Source organism: Pseudomonas sp. AM14(2022), from assembly GCF_036346455.1.
GTDB lineage: Bacteria > Pseudomonadota > Gammaproteobacteria > Pseudomonadales > Pseudomonadaceae > Aquipseudomonas > Aquipseudomonas putida_A.
The window spans coordinates 56,954-75,618 of the sequence record NZ_JAOTNY010000017.1 but is presented as its reverse complement, the minus strand read 5'-3'; the positions used below and the strand labels follow the sequence as shown (position 1 = coordinate 75,618).

General features: G+C 60.6%; 20 protein-coding genes, 1 pseudogene and 1 riboswitch. Of the genes and pseudogenes, 10 read left to right on the top strand and 11 right to left on the bottom strand.

The genetic code is table 11. From position 1 onward, the window contains the following. Positions 1–119: 119 nt before the first annotated feature. Entirely contained in the window at positions 120–1,304 is a 1,185-nt protein-coding gene (locus V3W27_RS25030) for an MFS transporter (protein WP_330207785.1), read from the bottom strand. Positions 1,305–1,404: 100 nt separating this feature from the next. On the opposite strand from V3W27_RS25030, the pseudogene V3W27_RS25025 reads away from it, so the two are divergent. Continuing rightward, positions 1,405–2,169, top strand: a pseudogene (locus V3W27_RS25025) (AraC family transcriptional regulator). A 117-nt stretch (positions 2,170–2,286) separates the two neighbouring features. On the opposite strand, the gene V3W27_RS25020 reads toward V3W27_RS25025, so the two are convergent. Next, positions 2,287–2,916, bottom strand: a complete 630-nt coding sequence (locus tag V3W27_RS25020; protein ID WP_027612203.1) for a LysE family translocator — start codon at positions 2,914–2,916, stop codon at positions 2,287–2,289. Between the two features lie 242 nt (positions 2,917–3,158). On the opposite strand from V3W27_RS25020, the gene V3W27_RS25015 reads away from it, so the two are divergent. The 3 genes from V3W27_RS25015 (at position 3,159) to V3W27_RS25005 (ending at position 5,992) form a co-directional block, all read left to right on the top strand. Continuing rightward, complete coding sequence (locus V3W27_RS25015; RefSeq protein ID WP_247268098.1) at positions 3,159–4,124, top strand: 2-hydroxyacid dehydrogenase; 966 nt, start codon at positions 3,159–3,161, stop codon at positions 4,122–4,124. A gap of 33 nt (positions 4,125–4,157) precedes the next feature. Beyond that, positions 4,158–5,156, top strand: a complete 999-nt coding sequence (locus V3W27_RS25010) for a class I SAM-dependent methyltransferase (RefSeq protein ID WP_330207784.1) — start codon at positions 4,158–4,160, stop codon at positions 5,154–5,156. A gap of 39 nt (positions 5,157–5,195) precedes the next feature. Further along, positions 5,196–5,320, top strand: a riboswitch (yybP-ykoY riboswitch). A gap of 87 nt (positions 5,321–5,407) precedes the next feature. Further along, positions 5,408–5,992, top strand: coding sequence for a TMEM165/GDT1 family protein (locus V3W27_RS25005; protein WP_330207783.1), 585 nt, complete (start codon positions 5,408–5,410; stop codon positions 5,990–5,992). A 123-nt stretch (positions 5,993–6,115) separates the two neighbouring features. Here V3W27_RS25005 and V3W27_RS25000 read toward each other — a convergent pair whose 3' ends face one another. Further along, entirely contained in the window at positions 6,116–6,934 is an 819-nt protein-coding gene (locus V3W27_RS25000; protein WP_025109318.1) for a M48 family metallopeptidase, read from the bottom strand. Between the two features lie 263 nt (positions 6,935–7,197). Here V3W27_RS25000 and V3W27_RS24995 point away from each other — a divergent pair, with 263 nt between their 5' ends. After that, positions 7,198–9,339: a methyl-accepting chemotaxis protein gene (locus tag V3W27_RS24995; protein ID WP_330207782.1), complete on the top strand. Its 2,142-nt coding sequence runs from the start codon at positions 7,198–7,200 to the stop codon at positions 9,337–9,339. 105 nt (positions 9,340–9,444) lie between these two features. Here V3W27_RS24995 and V3W27_RS24990 read toward each other — a convergent pair whose 3' ends face one another. From V3W27_RS24990 to V3W27_RS24980, 3 genes are read right to left on the bottom strand one after another with little or no spacing between them, the layout of a single operon-like run. After that, the gene (locus V3W27_RS24990) at positions 9,445–10,068 is read right to left on the bottom strand and encodes an SOS response-associated peptidase (RefSeq protein WP_007967716.1); all 624 of its coding nucleotides are present in this window, start codon (positions 10,066–10,068) and stop codon (positions 9,445–9,447) included. Between the two features lie 36 nt (positions 10,069–10,104). Continuing rightward, a complete protein-coding gene (locus tag V3W27_RS24985) occupies positions 10,105–10,365 on the bottom strand; it encodes a putative signal transducing protein (protein WP_003228093.1) in 261 nt (86 codons plus the stop codon). Between the two features lie 9 nt (positions 10,366–10,374). Beyond that, positions 10,375–10,557 carry a CPXCG motif-containing cysteine-rich protein gene (locus V3W27_RS24980; protein WP_096797159.1) on the bottom strand — a complete coding sequence of 61 codons (183 nt, stop codon included), beginning with the start codon at positions 10,555–10,557 and terminating at the stop codon, positions 10,375–10,377. A gap of 142 nt (positions 10,558–10,699) precedes the next feature. Here V3W27_RS24980 and V3W27_RS24975 point away from each other — a divergent pair, with 142 nt between their 5' ends. Next, positions 10,700–11,863: a 1-acyl-sn-glycerol-3-phosphate acyltransferase gene (locus V3W27_RS24975; protein ID WP_330207781.1), complete on the top strand. Its 1,164-nt coding sequence runs from the start codon at positions 10,700–10,702 to the stop codon at positions 11,861–11,863. Positions 11,864–12,006: 143 nt separating this feature from the next. Here the strand turns inward: V3W27_RS24975 and V3W27_RS24970 are convergent, their stop codons facing one another. After that, positions 12,007–12,285, bottom strand: coding sequence for a hypothetical protein (locus V3W27_RS24970; protein ID WP_247268102.1), 279 nt, complete (start codon positions 12,283–12,285; stop codon positions 12,007–12,009). A gap of 194 nt (positions 12,286–12,479) precedes the next feature. Here V3W27_RS24970 and V3W27_RS24965 point away from each other — a divergent pair, with 194 nt between their 5' ends. After that, the gene (locus tag V3W27_RS24965; protein WP_027612213.1) at positions 12,480–12,686 is read left to right on the top strand and encodes a hypothetical protein; all 207 of its coding nucleotides are present in this window, start codon (positions 12,480–12,482) and stop codon (positions 12,684–12,686) included. Positions 12,687–12,875: 189 nt separating this feature from the next. Here V3W27_RS24965 and V3W27_RS24960 read toward each other — a convergent pair whose 3' ends face one another. After that, entirely contained in the window at positions 12,876–13,460 is a 585-nt protein-coding gene (locus tag V3W27_RS24960; RefSeq protein ID WP_003228101.1) for a YajG family lipoprotein, read from the bottom strand. 205 nt (positions 13,461–13,665) lie between these two features. Here V3W27_RS24960 and V3W27_RS24955 point away from each other — a divergent pair, with 205 nt between their 5' ends. Then, positions 13,666–13,899 (top strand): hypothetical protein, encoded by a 234-nt coding sequence (locus V3W27_RS24955; protein WP_007912834.1) that lies wholly within the window; start codon positions 13,666–13,668, stop codon positions 13,897–13,899. A gap of 709 nt (positions 13,900–14,608) precedes the next feature. Beyond that, positions 14,609–16,117 (top strand): malate dehydrogenase (quinone), encoded by a 1,509-nt coding sequence (gene mqo, locus V3W27_RS24950; protein WP_330207780.1) that lies wholly within the window; start codon positions 14,609–14,611, stop codon positions 16,115–16,117. 182 nt (positions 16,118–16,299) lie between these two features. Here the strand turns inward: mqo and V3W27_RS24945 are convergent, their stop codons facing one another. The 3 genes from V3W27_RS24945 to V3W27_RS24935 form a co-directional block, all read right to left on the bottom strand. Continuing rightward, positions 16,300–16,587, bottom strand: a complete 288-nt coding sequence (locus tag V3W27_RS24945) for a PA4642 family protein (protein ID WP_096797272.1) — start codon at positions 16,585–16,587, stop codon at positions 16,300–16,302. A 63-nt stretch (positions 16,588–16,650) separates the two neighbouring features. Further along, positions 16,651–17,130: a hypothetical protein gene (locus tag V3W27_RS24940; protein WP_330207779.1), complete on the bottom strand. Its 480-nt coding sequence runs from the start codon at positions 17,128–17,130 to the stop codon at positions 16,651–16,653. Between the two features lie 177 nt (positions 17,131–17,307). Further along, positions 17,308–17,865, bottom strand: a complete 558-nt coding sequence (locus tag V3W27_RS24935) for a hypoxanthine-guanine phosphoribosyltransferase (RefSeq protein ID WP_016987197.1) — start codon at positions 17,863–17,865, stop codon at positions 17,308–17,310. Positions 17,866–18,026: 161 nt separating this feature from the next. Between V3W27_RS24935 and upp the strand changes: the two genes are divergently transcribed. After that, complete coding sequence (gene upp, locus V3W27_RS24930; protein WP_003228118.1) at positions 18,027–18,665, top strand: uracil phosphoribosyltransferase; 639 nt, start codon at positions 18,027–18,029, stop codon at positions 18,663–18,665.

Sequence of the window (18,665 nt, the reverse complement as noted above, 5' to 3'; positions counted from 1 at the left end):
TGGCGTAGAGAGCGTTACTCTAGAGCCGTTATACCCCAGTCAAATCAGCCGAAGGAATGATTTGCACAGCCGTACAAATGCTAGCTTTGCGCCAGCATTTGTCGGTATTTCAGCGCCGTTCAGGCCGTTTGCCCTACAGCCGCTTCTGAAGGCGTCCGTGGGAAAACCAGCGCAGCAAGGGAGGTCAATGCGCCGAAACCCGCCAGAATCACGTAAAGCCCGACAAAACCATGGCGCGGTTCGATGTAGGCAATCAGCGGAATCGCCGTCGCACTGGCGCCGAACGACAGGCAGTAACGCAAGGCGAAGACCCGCGATTGCCACTGCGGCGCGACGAAATTGGCGACCATCGAGTCGTTCACCGTCACCTGACCAAACACCACGAACATGAACGCCGCACCGAGCACGATCACTGCCCAGCCATCGACATACGCCATGGCGTACAACAGCGGCGCCTGAAATAGCGTCAACACAATAAACGGCCATTTCAAGCTGACTCGGTGCAGCACCTGGCCAATGCTCAACTGCGCCACTGCACCAAAGGCATACGCCAGGCTGACCACCACGCCGAGGGTTTGCGGCGAGGCGAACAAGTCATGCAGACGTTCCTGAAACAGCTTCGGGTAGGTCATGGTCGTGGCGTTGAACACCACGCCACCGGTGGCCGTCGCCAGTGCCAGCACACCGAATACCATGAGCATCGAAATCCGCTGCCCGGCAGCGCCCTTCAGTGCGGTGTGTGGACGCTGCGGGATCGGCTCTTCACGCACCTGCACGGCAAAGCCGATTCCCAGCATGATCGCCACTACCCCCGGTAACACAAAGGCCGACCGCCAGCCGAACTGCGCCACCAGCAACCCGGTGATCAGCGCCGAGAACGCCACGCCGAGGTTGCCCCACATGCCATTGATGCCGATCTCCCGGCCGCGATTCTGCGCGTAGGCCACCAGCATCGCGGTGCCCACCGGGTGGTAGATCGCGGCGAAAATGCCGATCAGGGTCAACCCGATCACCAGCATCGTCGGGCTGGTGCTCAGCCCGGTGAAGATCGCCGAGGCGCCGATGCCGAAGAAAAACACCAGCATCATCTGCCGCCGATTCCAGTGATCGCCCAGCCAGCCGGCCGGTAACGAACAGGCGCCAAAGGCAATGAACCCACCCAGCGAAAGGCCGATCAGCGCGGCGTAGTCGAGGCCGAAGGCCTGGGTCATGCCGAGCACGGCGGCGGGAAAAATCAGCATGAACATGTGGTCGATCACATGGGCGGCGTTGACGTAGCGAATGACGTTTCGAGATTGATTCATGGCGGCACGCTTGTGTTTGTTATGGGCGGATTGTTGTCAGCGGCTTTATGCTAAGTTGGCGAAAAAGCGCATACCTGCCAACCAGGTCATCGAATCCGACATGTTGATCAGCCACTTCGAACACGGCCCGGTGAGTGCCTATCCCCGGGATTATCTGGACGGCGCGCACCAGTCGCTGCACCTGCATCGCGAGGCGCAGTTGCTGTATGCCGTCCGAGGGATCATGCGGGTGGTCACCGACCTCGGTGCCTGGGTGATTCCGCCAAGCCGCGCAGTGTGGATTCCGCCGCAAGTCGCGCACGAGATATTCATGTCCGGCGATGTGCAGATGCGCTCGCTGTTCATTGCCCCCGAGCTGTCACCGGCCAGCCTGCAACAGTGCTGCGTGCTGGCGGTGACGCCGCTGTTGCGCGAGCTGATCCTGCGCGCCGTTCAAGGCCCGCCGCACGCGGATAATCCGCTGATCCAGCAGTTGATGCTGGAAGAGCTCGCCAGCCTGGAAAACCTGCCGCTGCACATTCCAATGCCTACTGACCGACGCCTGCAGAACATCTGTCTGGCGTTGCTGCACACACCGGATCACCCCAACACCCTGGAAGACTGGGCGCAGTAGGTCGGCGCCAGCTCACGCACTCTGGCGCGGCTGTTCCAGCGACAACTGAAGATGAGTTTCAACGCCTGGCGCCAGCAACTGCGCCTGATGGAAGCGCTGCCGCGCCTGCTCGCCGGGGACAGCGTGCAGCGCGTGGCGCGGGATCTGGGGTACGGCAGCGCGCGGGCGTTCAGCGCGATGTTTCGCCGGTTGCTTGGGGACAATCCCCGGGAGTACCTGAATAATCTGAGCAAACTCAGCGAGCTTGTGTAAGGCCCTGTGGGAGCGAGCCTGCTCGCGAAAGCGGTCTTTAAGCCACCAGTAATGTCGACTGATCCAACGCATTCGCGAGCAGGCTCGCTCCCACAGTTTTAAGTCGCGGTTCTGAGATCAATGCATCTCGGTAAACGCGATTTTCACGCCGAGAGCGATCAGCACCGCGCCCATGGTGCGGTCGAACCAATGGCCCATGCGGGCAAAACCGGCACGTACACGTTGCTGACTGAACAGCATCGCCACCAGGCAGAACCAGAAAGCGGTCGCAACGGCCAGGTAAACCCCGTAACCCGCCTGCACCGCCAGTGGCGTGTGCGGGTTGATCACCACGGTAAACAGCGACAGGAAGAACAGCGTGGCTTTCGGATTCAGACCATTGGTCACGAAGCCCGAGGTGAACGCGCCGCGCGCGGTGCGCACGCCGGCTTCCTTGTGCAGATCATCGGTAACGGTTTTCGCCGGCTGCGCGCGCAAGGCCTTGAAGCCGATGTACAGCAGGTACGCGGCGGCGGCCCATTTCAAGGCGTTGAACAGCACGATCGACTGCGACACGATCAGGCCGATGCCGAGCAGCGAATAACCCACATGTAGGAAAATCGCCGTGCCCACACCCAGCGCGGTCCAGGTGCCGGCGCGACGACCATGGGTCACGCTCTCGCGCACCACCACGGCAAAGTCCGGGCCGGGGCTGGCCACGGCCAACAGGTGGATCAGTGCAACGGTCAAGAACTCGGTCCAGTACATGGGGGCTCCTCTGGGGGTGATCATCAGCTTGAACACATCGCCTGAATGCTTTTCCCCGTGGGAGTGGGCTTGCTCGCGAATGGCGTTGTGTCAGGCAACCTTTATGGGTCTGACACGCCCTCTTCGCGAGCAAGCCCGCTCCCACAGGTTTTGTGAGCACCTCGGGCACTGCGTAACGTTTTGTTTCATCTGGTAGGCTCGGCAGATTACGCCTTCCGTTCCCAGCACAAAAGGTACAGTTGATGACGAACCCGCGCCGCGCCGTATTCCTCGATCACCCGTCTCTGGATCTCGGCGATCTCGACCTCAGCCCGTTGCGCGCCTGCTTCAGCGACCTGCAACTGTTCGCCCAGACTGCGCCTGATCAAGTCGCCGAACGCCTGCACGGGGCCAGCGTGGCGATCACCAACAAGATCCGCATCGACGCCGCCGCGATGGCCGCCAACCCGGATCTGCAACTGATACTGATCACCGCCACCGGCACCAACAACGTCGATCTGGACGCGGCTCGCGCCCACGGCATCACCGTGTGCAACTGTCAGGGTTACGGCACGCCGTCGGTGGCGCAGCACACGATCATGCTGCTGCTCAACCTCGCCACCCGCCTCGCGGATTATCAAAAAGCGGTCGGCGAAGGTCGCTGGCAGCAGGCCAGACAGTTCTGCCTGCTCGACTATCCGATCGTCGAACTGGAGGGCAAAACCCTCGGCCTGCTTGGTCATGGCGAACTCGGCGGTGCGGTCGCGCGACTGGCCGAAGCGTTTGGCATGCGTGTGTTGCTCGGGCAGATTCCCGGCCGCCCGGCACGCCCGGATCGTCTGCCACTGGACGAACTGCTGCCACAGATCGACGCCCTGACCCTGCACTGCCCACTCAACGAACACACCCGACACTTCATCGGTGCCCGCGAACTGGCGGCGATGAAACCCGGCGCCTTTGTGGTCAACACCGCTCGCGGTGGTTTGATCGACGAGCAAGCCCTAGCCGACGCCCTGCGCAATGGTCACCTCGGCGGCGCGGCCACCGATGTGCTCAGCGTCGAACCGCCAGTCAACGGCAATCCGCTGCTGGCCGCCGACATTCCACGGCTGATCGTCACTCCGCACAACGCCTGGGGCAGTCGCGAAGCGCGGCAACGCATCGTCGGCCAATTGACCGAAAACGCCCAGGCATTCTTCAGCGGTAAGGCGCTGCGGGTCGTCAGTTGATAAACTGCGGCACTTTTTTTCCAGGGAGCAGTTATGGATCCGCGCAGTGAAGTACTGCTTCGTCAGGCCGAGTTATTCCAGGGTTCGCTGTTGTTGGCCGGTTTGCCTGCCGACGATCTGCTCGGGCGCCTGCCCAATGCGTTCGGCTGGTGCTGGCATGCCGGCGATCAGGCCGCTCTCGATGCGCGCTTCGAAGGTCGCAGCCATTTCGGCGTAAACGTGCCGGAGCGCGAGTTCGACAGCGCCGTGGTGTTTTTGCCCAAGTCCAAGGATCTGACCGATTACATCCTCAATGCCGTGGCCGCACGTCTGCCCGGGCGCGAGGTGTTTCTGGTCGGGGAAAAACGCAGCGGCATCGAGGGTGCGTCCAAGCAGCTCAACCCGTTCGGCAAGCAACGCAAACTCGACAGCGCCCGTCACTGCCAACTGTGGCAGGTCACCGTGGCCAACGCGCCTGAAGCAAAATCGCTGGAAAGCCTGGCGCAGACTTATGAGCTGCCGCTGGCCGAAGGCCCGCTTAAAGTCATCAGCCTGCCGGGCGTGTTCAGCCATGGTCGACTGGACCGCGGCAGCGCCCTGCTGCTTGAGCATCTGGACAAACTGCCGAGCGGTCATCTGCTGGATTTCGGTTGTGGCGCCGGGGTGTTGGGCGCGGCGGTCAAACGGCGTTATCCGCACAATCAGGTGACTTTGCTCGACGTCGATGCCTTCGCCGCCGCCAGCAGTCGCCTGACGTTAGCGGCCAACGGTCTGGACGCCGAAGTGCTGACCGGCGACGGTATCGACGCTGCACCGATGGGTTTGAACGCGATTCTGAGCAACCCGCCGTTCCATGTCGGCGTGCACACCGATTATTTCGCCACCGAGAACTTGCTGCGAAAAGCGGCCAAACATCTGAAAAACGGCGGCGAACTGCGCCTGGTTGCGAACAGCTTCCTGAAGTATCAGCCGCTGATCGAAGAGCATCTGGGCGTGTGTGCAATCAAGGCTGAAGGCAATGGTTTCCGGATTTACCGGGCCAAGCGTGGCTGAAAATTTGTTCTTGCTCTATCGGTTTTGCGAAGGCAGAATCCGCTCCGTCCTAGGGGAGTAGTCTCCCACGAGCGCCAAGCTCGTCCGGCATACGTCAACATACTTGATCCTCAGATCATGGCGTATGCGACCCAAGCGTCCGCACCAGACGGATCGCAGGGTTTGACAAGACCTATGACACGCACACCTTACCCGGGGCGGGAAGGCTGTACGTGTCATAGCCGTGTCGACCCGCCCCTTAGGAAATCCTGATGCTGGACTCGTTACTCGTTCCCACCGCAATCGTTGCCTTGGCCGAAATCGGCGACAAGACGCAACTACTCGCGCTGATTCTCGCCGCTCGCTTTCGCAAACCCTGGCCGATCATTGCCGGTATCGTCGCTGCGACCCTGGCCAACCACGCAGCAGCCGGTGCGGTAGGCGCCTGGTTCGGCAGCTTTTTCTCCGATTCGGTGTTGCACTGGATTCTTGCCGCAAGCTTCGCTGCCACGGCGCTCTGGACGCTGGTCCCGGACAAGATGGACGACGATGAAGCGAGCACCGCACGCAAGTTCGGCCCCTTCCTGACCACGCTGATCGCGTTTTTCCTCGCGGAAATCGGCGACAAGACGCAGATCGCCACGGTGATGCTGGCGGCGCAATATCCGGAGCTGTGGCTGGTGATTATCGGCACCACCCTGGGCATGTTGATTGCCAACGTGCCGGTGGTATTGGCGGGTAACTTTGCCGCGGAGAAATTGCCACTGACCTTGATCCGTCGCCTGGCGGCTTCGGCGTTCCTGATTCTGGCGATCGTGGCGGTGTACAAGGCAATGCAGAGCAGTGGCTGGATTTAACCCCGTAAGTCGGTAGACCGAGTTATCGTTCTTCGCGAGCAGGCTCGCTCCCACAGTGGAATGCATTCCAAAGGTGGGAGCGAGCCTGCTCGCGAAGGGGCCATCAGCCTTGCGGCAAAACCATCAGGATTTAGGGGCTTTCTCGTACAACGGCATCACCTTCGGAATCGCTGCCTGCAGCGAGGCGATCCGGCTGGACGAAGCCGGGTGAGTGCTCATGAACTCCGGTGGTGCGCCCTCCGAAGCCTTGCTCATCTTGTTCCACAAGGTGATCGCCGCATTCGGGTTGTACCCGGCGCGGGCGGCCAGTTCGAGGCCGATCAGGTCGGCTTCGTTTTCGTTGGCGCGGCTGTTGGGCAAGGTCATGCCGTAGTTGGCCACGGTGTCGGCCAGCGCCAGACTGTCCTGACCCAGACCGAACAACGCACCGGCACCCTGCTTGGCCATTTCAATGCCATAGGCCTTGGACATCGCCTCACGACCGTGCTCGCGCAGGGCGTGGGCGATTTCATGGCCCATGACCGCCGCGATTTCATCGTCGGTCAGCTTCAGGCTGTCGATCAGCCCGGTGTAAAAAATGATCTTGCCGCCAGGCCCGCAGTTGGCGTTGAGCTCATCGCTCTTGATCAGATTGACTTCCCACTGCCATTGCGCCGCGTCCGGACGGAAGTTCGGTGCCTGGGCGATCAGCCGGTTGGCAATCGCCTGAACCCGCTTGGCCTCCGGGCTGGTCTTGTCCAGTACGCCTTTGCTCGACGCCTCGCCGACGGTCTTCTGATAGGACTGGGCATACATCTGGTCGACCTCTTGCGAGGACAGCATGCTGAACATGTACTGCTTGCGCTCCACCCCAACGGCTCCGCCGCTGGTGGTGTTGACCGACTGACAACCGGCCAGCAACAGCGCTGCGCTCAGTGCACTTACAACCAATGTCTTGTTCATTCAAAAGCTCCCTGAAAACCTGCCGCGTATCGTAGGGGGTGAATTGTATCGACGCCAGATACAACAGACGTGTTGCAGCGTCTTTCGGAAATTTCCCACCGCTGTTGTCGTAAAAAATTCACAGCAACCGGCAAGCCTGCTGCCGCTGCGTCGCGCACCGATCCATTTGCGACATCCTCCGCCCTTTGTTCCGCTCAACGCTCATGGCGCCATGCCTGCTGCCGATACAACAGCGCAGACGTCCTCTTGCGTGCGGAGCTCCCATGAAGTTCAAGTCGATCCAGTTTTCCGTCGCCGCCCTGGCCGGCGCCATCGTCCTCAGCGTGGTTGCCGCGCTGGTGCTGTACGCGCTGTTTTCCGGTGCCCGCACTCAAGACATGGTGCAGCAGCGCACTCAGGCGCAGTTCGAACAAGTCATCGAACAACGCCTGACCTCGTTGGCGCAGACCCAGGTCAGCCAGATCCAGCGCGAACTCGAAGCGCCGCTGCTGATTGCCGGCGGACTGGTGCGGGTCAACGCGCTGCTCGGCACACCGGGCGCCGACGGCCAGCCGCGCCTGAGCGTCAGCCGCGAGCAACTGATCAGCCTGATCAAGGAGAACGTCGAGCAGAACCCGAAGATTCTCGGCACCTACATCGGCTGGGAAAAAAACGCCCTGGACCACAATGACGCGGCCTACGTCGGCAGCGCCGTGACCGGTATCGATCCCGCCAACGGACGCTTCCTGCCGTGGTGGTTCCGCAATACCGACGGCAGTCTGGGCGTGGACAAACTGGCCGATGTCGACGATCAGAAAACCCTGTCCACCGGGGTGCGCGCCAGTGAGTACTACCTCTGCTCCAAGGAAACGAAAAAGCCCTGCGTGATCGATCCGGCGCCGTACAAGGTCGGCGACAAGGTCGTGATGCTCGCCTCGTTCATTGAACCGATCATGCTCAACGGCGCATTCCAGGGCATCGTCGGCGCCGACCTGTCGGTGAACTTCATCCAGGAAATGCTCCTCGGCGCCAACCAGAAGTTGTACAGCGGTGCCGGGCAAATGGCCCTGATCGGCGGCAACGGCCGGATCGTGGCCTACACCAAGGATCCGAGCAAATTCGGTGAAAAGGTCAGCGACATTCTCGACGCCGAGCAGATCGCCAACATGGCCAATCTCAAACGCGGCGAAGTCACCTACTCGGTCAACAAGGACAAGGGCCGCATCGAGCTGTACCTGCCGTTCGGCATCGGCCAGACCGACGCGCGCTGGACCCTGATGCTGCAACTGCCGTTGAACGCGGTGATGGCGGATCTGCAAAAACTTCAGTCCGATCTCGATGCACAGCGCAAGTCCGACACCTTTGGCATGGCCATGGTCGGCCTGATCATTGCCGCCATCGGTCTGCTGGTGATCTGGCTGGTGGGGCACGGCATCGCCCGACCACTGAAGCAGATGGTCGCCATGCTCGATGACATTGCCAAAGGTGAAGGCGACCTGACCCGTCGCTTGAGCAGTGATCGCAGCGATGAGCTCGGCTCGATTGCCAAAGGTTTCAACACCTTCCTCGCCAAGTTGCAGGCGATGATCACGCAGGTGGTGACGTCAGTGCAGAGCGTCAGCGATTCCTCGGAACACACTGCCGACATCGCGATTCGCACCAACATCGGCATTCAGAAACAGATGGCCGAGATCGATCAGGTCGCCACGGCGGTGCAGGAGATGACCGCGACTGCGCAAGACGTGGCGCGCAACGCCACTCAGGCTGCGCAAGCCGCCAGCCACGCGGATCAGGCTGCCGGCCAAGGCATGCAGATCGTCCGTGATACGTCGAACTCGATTGGCGTACTGGCGGTGGAAATCGGCAAAGCGGTGGAGGTGGTGCAGACGCTGGCCAAAGACAGCGAAAACATCAACGCGATCCTCATCGCGATTCGCGGGATCGCCGAGCAGACCAACCTGCTGGCGCTGAACGCAGCAATCGAAGCGGCGCGGGCCGGCGAACAAGGGCGCGGCTTTGCGGTGGTGGCGGACGAGGTGCGCAATCTGGCGCAGAAGACCCAGAAGGCCACCGAAGAAATCCAGAGCATGATCCAGCAGCTGCAACAGGGCACCCGCGATGTGGTGCGGGTCATGGAGGACAGCCAGAACCGCACCGACGAAAGCGTGCAGCACGCGGCGAAAGCGGCCGAGGCGCTGGAGACGATTACTCAGGCGGTGTCGGTGATCAATGACATGAATACGCAGATTGCCAGTGCGGCGGAAGAACAGAGCGCAGTGGCCGATGACATCAACCGTAACGTGATCAATATCGGTCAGGTGGCGAATGAAGTGGCGGGCGGTGCGGATGAGTCGAGTTCGGCCAGTGCCGGCCTGACTAAATTGGCGGAGCAGCAGCGGCGGCTGATCAATCAGTTCAAGGTCTGATCCAAAGGCCCCTTCGCGAGCAAGCCCGCTCCCACAGTAATTTTGCGGCGTTCACAAAACCTGTGGGAGCGGGCTTGCTCGCGAAGAGGGCGGCACAGCATCAACTCAACCCGGGGTCAGGCATTCCGGCCCATTGAGCTTCGGATCATTCACCAGATTCGCCAACACCCGCTCGCGCAATGCCGCCGGCTCACTGGCGAGCAAGCCCTGCAGCACATGCAACGGCGTCGCGGGATCGAGCCAGGCCGCCTGCCCCGCCTCATCGAGAATCAACGGTCGGCGCTGACTGGCCGCCGGCTGCGTGATGACGGCGGTGCTCAGCCACACCTGCTCCTGCACCGGATAGGCCTCCCAGATCGCCGCGAAAAACAGCGAAGAACCCTCCCCTGGCGTCAGCCAGTACGGGCGCTTGCGCAGATTGCCGCGCCATTCGTAGAAACCGTTGGCCGGCAGCAGACAGCGGCGCAGGCGCAGTGCCTCGCGGAACATCGGTTGCTCGGCGACGGTTTCGGCCCGGGCATGCGCCGGGGTACGCGACAGATCGGTCAGCCACGGTGGCGTCAGCCCCCAACGGGCGCGGGCCAGGGTGCGTTGGCCGTCGGCCTCGGCACGCAGCATCAAAACCGAATCATTGGGAGAGATGTTCCACTGTGCCTGCTGATCGGCGGGAAATCCGGGCAGGGCCGCGAAATCGCGGTTCCAGCGAAACAGGGCATAACGTCCACACATGGGGCAACACGACTCAGAAATAAAACGAACACCAGCCTAACAGACCAGCGTCCCGGGGAAGCTCTCCGGTTCATCGCCGGGCAGCGGCAGCGCGGCATTGTACGCGGTGATCAGTTCGCGGGCGTATTCGGCCTGATCGTTTTCGACCGACAGTCCCAGCAGGCCGAAGATCGGCAATTCACCGGTGCCACCGAGCAGATCGCGACCCACCAGATGCGCCTCGATGCCCTCGCTGGCGAGCATGCCCTTGAGCATCTCGCCCTCCATCAGGTTTTCCGGCTCGTAGATTCGCTGCATGCGCGCCCCTCACTCGTTTTCGCTGAAGACTTCCAGAAACCAATCCTCGCCATGCACCTGCAAGACAAACGTGATCGGTCGACAACACACCTGACAGTCCTCGATGTAGGTCTGATCGCCTGCGGACAGGTCCACCGTCGTCTCGACCTCTTCACCACAATACGGACATTCATACAGTGCACTTTCCAGCATCGCGGTCTCCCAGGTGACTTGTGCGTATAATCGCCGGTCTATTTGCAGGGCTATTTTTGTCTGGCTACCTTTTCAGACCGTGCCCCGTTGGTTTTCGATCAAAACCTTTACTTACCCTAGCCGTTTCCAACAAGAGAGCATGATGGGCGAATTCGATGCCATCCGACCTTACGACGACAGCGAAGTACCTGCGGTACTGGCAAGACTGCTCGGCGACAAGGCGTTTCTAGATATCCTCACCCACTTCCGCTTCCCGCGTTTTGCCGGTGCCTTCGGCTGGATGCTCAAACCACTTATAGCCCATCGGCTGCGTCGTGAGTTTGCCGACGTGACCTCCGTGGCCACTTTGCAGGACAAAGTCGAGTTCTACGTCGACCACACCATCGAGCGCGCCACTGATGGCGTGACCTACACCGGTGTCGAGCAATTCAAGTCCGGCAGCGCCTACCTGTTCATCGCCAACCACCGCGACATCGTGATGGACCCGGCCTTCGTCAACTACGCGGTGTACCACGCCGGCCTGCCGACCCCGCGCATCGCGATCGGCGACAACTTGCTGCAGAAACCCTTCGTCAGCGATCTGATGCGTCTGAACAAGAGCTTCATCGTGCATCGCTCGATCACCGGGCGTCGCGAGAAGATGGCCGCGTATCAATTGCTGTCGGCGTACATCAACCACTCGATCCGCAACGATTGCGCCTCGATCTGGATCGCCCAGGCTGAAGGCCGGGCGAAGGATGGCGACGACCGTACCGAGTCGGCGATCCTCAAGATGTTCCACATGAGCCGCAAGGACGAGCCGTTCGGCGAAGTGATTCAGTCGCTGAACCTGACCCCGGTGTCGATCAGCTACGAATACGACCCGTGCGATCAGGCCAAGGCCCGCGAGTTGTACATCCGCGCCACCACCGGCACCTACGCCAAGGCGCCGGGCGAGGATGACGTGAGCATTGCCAAGGGCATCACCGGCTACAAGGGCCGGGTGCACGTGAACTTCGCTGCGCCGATCACCGAGCTGTTCGAAGACACCAAGCAATTGGCGGTCGAGATGGACAAGCAGATTCTCGGCGGTTATCGCCTGTTCCCGGTGCATTACCTGGCATATGCGCAGTGGACCGATGCCGATCCGCAACTGAACGTGCCGAAAGCTGCCGAGCTGTTCCCCGCCGATGAACTGGCCAAGGCGCAGGAAGAATGGCAGCGCCGCCTGGACGCCTGCCCTGAGGAGCACCGTCCTTATCTGGTGCTGCAATATGCAACGCCGGTGCGCAATCAGTACCGAGTGAAGGCTGGGTTACCGTTGTAAACAGGCATAGCGGAGCCCCTGTGGCGAGGGGATTTATCCCCGATGGGTCGCGAAGCGGCCCCAGGATTCTGCCTGAATAATCATGGGCCTGCTGCGCAGGCCATCGGGGATAAATCCCCTCGCCACAAGGTTTTGCATTCACTTCAGAAGCGGGTGCTGATCCAGGAAACGATCAGGGCCAAGCCAAGGCAGGCGAAGCCGAAGCGGTAGAAAAAGCGGTTCATGCGCAATGTCGCCCAATCCAGAATCGGTTCGGCGTTCGGTTGGGCCAGGCGTTGCGCGGCGATGCTGGCCATGGCGCGTTGTTCACGACGGCGGGTCGCGTGCAGCAGCCAACTGCCCGGGAAGGCCAGAGCCAACGCCAGCAGGTTGATCAATTTGGCGGGATGGGCGGTAAACAGCGTCATCAAGTGCAGCGACATCACAGACCTCGGAACTGAATCGGTGTGGCAGGCGCCCGATCGACGACTGCGGCGCGGATTCTACCGAAACCCTCCGCCACCGCCCTAGCCTTTGCGACAAATAACCTGACAATCGACCGATGGCTGTCCTGTGTCACGGCATCGTCATTTACATCGGCCACCATGCGCGCCTCGAAACACACATGGAACGCGACATGCTGCACGCCGAAAACCAGGATCGCCTGTACCTCATCACCCCGACCGACGAACAACAAAGCCTCGTCGGCAGCCTTGCCTTCAATGTTCAGGATCGCCACTGGCTGGTGTATTGCGCCCTCGGCGGGCATCAGCATGCGGATTTGCCGGAGACGGATTTGCTGACGGGCGTGAGCGTGCTCGACTTCTACTCCCAGGCTGCCTGACACACGCCTGTCCCTGTGGGAGGGGGCTTGCTCCCGAAGACTGAGTGTCAGTCCACTTCTGAGTTGACTGATCCACCGCTTTCGGGAGCAAGCCCCCTCCCACACTTGCATGAGTATTCAGATAAATTGTGTGGCCACAAAGCCCGGAGCCATCACTGGCGCCGGGCTTTTTCACATCAACCGCACAGCTTACTCGGCGAGGATCTGACCCACGGTCGGGTCCTTGAACAGACGGGTCAAGGCATCGCTCAACACGTCGCTGACCAGCTTGGTGTTGGTTTCCTGGTTCGGCGCCATGCCGAAGCGCTGGTCCAGCGAAGCGCCGTAGCGGCCGCTGTAGCGACGGTTGCCGCTCTGCACGTCGGAGCGGAAGGTCGCGCCGATGGTGGCTTCGGTCACGTACATGCCTTCTTTCGGCGACTGGTACTTCAGCTCGGTCAGGGTCACGGTCAGTTGCGGCGCGTTCATCCCGTTGCTGGTCGGGGTGAAGCCGAGCAGACGCACGGCGGCTTCAGCCTGCGCCTGCAACTTGGGCAGAATCTGCTCGCGCTGCACGGTGATCGCGCTGGTTTCCGGGTACAGGCCGCCGCGGGTGCCGAGGGTTGGCGACGGACGACCGTCAACCACACGCACCACCACTTGCTGGCCGTGGCCGACCGGGGCCAACTGCGTGGTCAGCTTCGGTTCCGGGCTCAGTTGTTGCGGGCTGTGGGCGCAGCCAACCAGGGTCAAACTGGTCACAGTGATCAAACCGAACAACAGGCGTTGCAACATGCTCTTTTCTCCAGAATCAGGCACAAACAGGACGGCAGTATAGCGGTGTGCCACTGCGGGTCACCAGCACCCGACAGTGAATACTCAAATGTCTGACAAACCCGTGAGAATGCGGTTCCTGTCACAGATTGTTCACCGCCCATACACCTCGGCGTCACGGCCGCCAGGCAAGCTTCAAACCAGTCCTCCAACAAGGTACTCGGCCATGCGCTATCTGATCTCGTTGTTCGCCCCACGCCCACTGCACCGCAGCTTTGCCCTGCTCGATCGCAACGGTCATTGCCAGGCATTCAAGCAGTGCAGCCTGCAACCGATGGGCGATGGTTGGGTGGAAATCGAAGAAATCCGCCTCAACTGGTTGCACCAGCCACTGCCCGCCAGCGCCCGCGTCATAGCGTCGCAGCCCCGCGCACGCGTGCAGGCAATGTTGAGCATCTGACCGGATGCCTAATAAAAGTCATTAAACACGAGCAACTGCCCGCATTTCTTCGATACAATCTCCCCCCGATTATAAGGACGTCTCCTGATCGGGCCCCGCAACACCGTCAATGCGCATGCATCGACACCCAAATCGCCCACAGAGAGCCGCCCACACAGATCGAGTGAAGTTGGCGCGCTTGCCTGTTCTTCCGGCAAAAACCCCGCTTTTCGCGAATCTGCAGAGCTGTCATGACGCTCGGCCACCGCGTTGTTTTGCCCTTGCGGGCAGGGTGCCAGGCCTGGACAGCCCTTTTTTGAGGTTCACGTCTTCAAAAGAGCGTGAAAAAAACGGGTTTTCACAACTTCACAAGAGTGTGGCGAGCAAATGAAAAGTTTTGCGTCTGAACATGCACCATTAGCGTCTGAAACAGCCCAACGACACAGGACCGGGTATACCTCGAACATCGGAGCCTGAAGCCTGTCCGCTACGGATTTGGTTGCACAAAAACGGATGTCTCGACCATAAGTCGAATTGCCAGCCGCGTGCTGAAATGAGTTCATGGAGCTCTTGAAGCCAGGCCGCATGCATCCGTCGAAGTTGCGAAAAATTGCGAAGATTCGGACATGACGAACCTGACCATGGGTATCCGGGGCGCAACTGACCTGCCCCGTCACTCCCTGGCAGCCATGCCGACAATTTGGTGCTGCAGATTTTGGAGACGCGTTAAATGGCGCATAACGAAGCAGTCGACGTAGTTCTGGTTGGGGCCGGCATCATGAGTGCCACCCTGGCAGTACTGCTCAAAGAGCTCGACCCGGCGATCAAGCTGGAAGTCGTCGAGTTGATGGATTCCGGTGCTGCGGAGAGTTCCAACCCGTGGAACAACGCCGGTACCGGCCACGCCGGCCTGTGCGAGCTGAACTACACGCCGCAGGCAGCCGACGGCAGCGTCGACATCAAGAAAGCCGTGCACATCAACACCCAGTTCGAAGTGTCCAAACAGTTCTGGTCGTACCTGACCAAGAAAGGCACCTTCGGCTCGTGCAAATCCTTCATCAGCCCGGTGCCGCACCTGAGCTTCGTTCAGGGTGACAAAGGCGTGTCGTTCCTCAAGGAACGCTTCAACGTGCTGCACAAGCACCACGCCTTCTCCGACATGGAATACACCGAAGACAAGGCCAGGATGGCCGAGTGGATGCCGCTGATGATGCCGGGCCGCTCGCCGGACGAAGTCCTGGCCGCGACCCGCGTGATGAACGGCACCGACGTCAACTTCGGCGCCCTGACCAATCAGTTGCTCAAGCACCTGACCAGCGCACCGGACACCCAGGTCAAATACTGCAAGCGCGTCACCGGCCTCAAGCGTAACGGCGCCGGCTGGACCGTCAGCATCAAGGACGTCAACAGCGGCGCCAGCCGTGAAGTCGACGCCAAGTTCGTCTTCCTCGGCGCTGGCGGCGCGGCTCTGCCATTGCTGCAGGCTTCGGGCATCGAAGAAAGCAAAGGCTTCGGCGGATTCCCGATCAGCGGGCAATGGCTGCGTTGCGACAACCCGGAAGTGGTCAAGCACCACCAGGCCAAGGTCTACAGCCAGGCTGCAGTCGGTTCGCCACCAATGTCGGTGCCGCACCTGGACACCCGTGTGGTCGATGGCAAGAAATCCCTGCTGTTCGGGCCATACGCCGGTTTCACCACCAAGTTCCTCAAGCACGGTTCCTTCATGGACCTGCCGCTGTCGGTTCGCGCCAGCAACATCGGCCCGATGCTGGCAGTGGCGAAGAACAACATGGACCTGACCAAATATCTGGTCAGCGAAGTGATGCAATCGATGGAGCAGCGTCTGGAATCCCTGCGCCGCTTCTACCCGGAGGCGAAAGCCGAGGACTGGCGCCTGGAAGTGGCCGGCCAACGGGTACAGATCATCAAGAAAGACCCGAAAAAAGGCGGCATCCTGCAATTCGGTACCGAACTGGTTGCGGCGAAAGACGGCTCCCTCGCCGCCCTGCTCGGCGCTTCGCCAGGTGCTTCGGTGACCGTTTCGATCATGCTCGAGCTGATCGAGAAATGCTTCCCGGCCAAGGCCAAGGGTGAGTGGGCGGCCAAACTGGCGGAGATCTTCCCGGCCCGCGAGAAGGTTCTGGAAACCGATGCTGCGCTGTATCGCAAGATCAACACGCAGAACAACATCGCCCTGGAACTGGTTGAAGAAAGCAGCGAGACCCCAAGCTTCGCTTGATCTTGCGGCATAAAAAACGCCCCGCACTCAGTGAGTGCGGGGCGTTTTTTTTATGGCCAGTATTTGAAACACTGACCTCTGTGGCGAGGGAGCTTGCTCCCGCTTGAGTGCGCAGCGCTCACAAGAGTTTGGGGCCGCTGCGCAGCCCGGCGGGAGCAAGCTCCCTCGCCACAGGGATGGTGTTAGGCGCGGGATTTTTCGATCAGTTCGATATAGTCCGGGGCATTGCGCTGATCGGCGATCAGGTCAACGAAGGTCTTGCCGTGCTCGTCCTTGCCATCCACGTCGTAACCGGCAGCCACGAAGAACGTCAGGAAGCGCTCGAAATCGTCGATGCGCAGGCCACGGTAGGCCTTGATCAGTTTGTGCAGCGACGGCGAAGTGGCGTCGACCGGTTCAAAATCGAGGAACAGCTTGATCTGCTCATCGCCGATCTCGTCACCAATCACCTGTTTCTTATCTTTACGCATTGCCGACTCCAGCTCGCAGACATTACACGGGGCGGGCAGTTTACCCCTGCCCTGCCACCAGGCTCAACGCGCACGAACGGCCCCGGTGTGCAGATCAGCCCAGATGTGGCCGTTGGCATAACTGAGGAACTGTACATACACGGTGTCGTTGCGCAGCAAATCGATCACCACCCGGTACTGGGCCAGCGGGTAAAACAGGGTCAGGGTTTTGCTCTTGTCGTCATAAGCCGGTTTTTTCAGGCTTTTGCTTTCGCCATCGAAACTGACCAGCACCTGGGCGATGGTTGCGCCCTTGTTCAGCGACTTACCCTTGAGGCGAATCATCAGCGGCGACGTGACCGGAATCGGCTGCTGATTGGACTGGCGTTGCGCACCGACCACCACCGAATAATCGGTGACCTGCAGCAGTTGTTGCTGCTCGGGTTCAGCATCGCGCAGGGTCAGGTCGTCCGGCGGCAGGAATTGACTGTGCATCGGTGCCGCAGACAGCGGCAGGCTGAGGATCAGCAACAGGGCGGCAAGGCTGCGGATCAAGAGGCTCATGGCAGGCTCCGGGGGCGGGGCCGAGCACTCTAGCATGGGGAACGCGGATGGATCAGCACACACAAAACAACTGTGGGAGCGAGCCTGCTCGCGATAGCGTCGTATCAGTCAACATCAACATTGCTGACAGACCGCTATCGCGAGCAGGCTCGCTCCCACAAGGGATAGCGCGGGGTCTTACATGCCTTTAACGGCAAAGATCCCGTTGGCGTTGCGCCAGTAACCTTTGTAGTCCATGCCGTAACCGAAGATGTAGCGGTCAATGCATGGCAGGCCGACGAAGTCTGCCTTCAGGTCAGGACGCGCCTTGCGGTCGTGATCCTTGTCGATCAGCACGGCGGTGTGCACTTTGCGCGCGCCGGCGTGTTTGCAGAAGTCGATGATCGCGCCCAGGGTGTGACCTTCGTCGAGGATGTCGTCGATGATCAGCACGTCGCGGTCGATGAACGAGACTTCCGGCTTGGCTTTCCAGAACAGGTCGCCGCCGCTGGTTTCGTTGCGATAGCGGGTCGCGTGCAGGTAGGACGCTTCCAGCGGGAATTGCAGGTGAGTCAGCAGTTTGCCGGAGAAGATCAGGCCGCCGTTCATCACGCAGAACACCACCGGGTTGCTATCGGCCAGTTGTTCGTTGATTTGTGCACCGACGCGGGCGATGGCGGCCTCGACTTCAGATTCGGTGTACAGGCAGTCAGCCTCTCGCATGATTTGACGGATATGCTCGAGATCAGCGGACATGGCGCTCTCCAGGGGGATGTTTTCGGAAAAGCGGGCAAAGGTACGCATCCCGTGAGGTCGAATCAAGCCTTAATGGACTAACGTACTCAATGTCCTATAGGACATCACCCTCGGATAGATTAATCTAGGCCGTTTTTTTTGCCCGCCGCCGGAGTTTTTCCATGCCCATCCTCGAGATCCGCCACCCGCTGATCCGCCATAAACTCGGCCTGATGCGCCGCGCCGATATCAGCACCAAGAATTTCCGTGAGCTTGCTCAGGAAGTCGGCGCCCTGTTGACCTATGAAGCTACAAAAGATCTGCCGCTCGAATCCTACGATATCGCCGGTTGGTGCGGCACTGTGTCGGTGGAAAAAATCGCCGGCAAGAAGATCACCGTCGTGCCGATCCTGCGCGCCGGCATCGGCATGCTCGAAGGCGTGCTGAGCCTGATCCCGGGTGCCAAGGTTTCCGCTGTGGGCGTTGCCCGCAATGAAGAAACCCTGCAAGCGCACACTTATCTGGAAAAACTGGTTCCGGAAATCGACGAGCGGCTGGCGATGATCATCGACCCGATGCTCGCCACCGGCAGCTCCATGGTCGCGACCATCGATCTGCTGAAGAAAGCCGGTTGCAAGGACATCCGCGCAATGGTGCTGGTGGCCGCGCCGGAAGGCATTGCCGCTGTGGAACAGGCTCACCCGGACGTGACCATCTACACCGCTTCCATCGATGAGCGTCTGAACGAACACGGTTACATCATCCCAGGGCTTGGCGATGCCGGTGACAAGATCTTCGGTACCAAGCAGAAGGACGCGTGA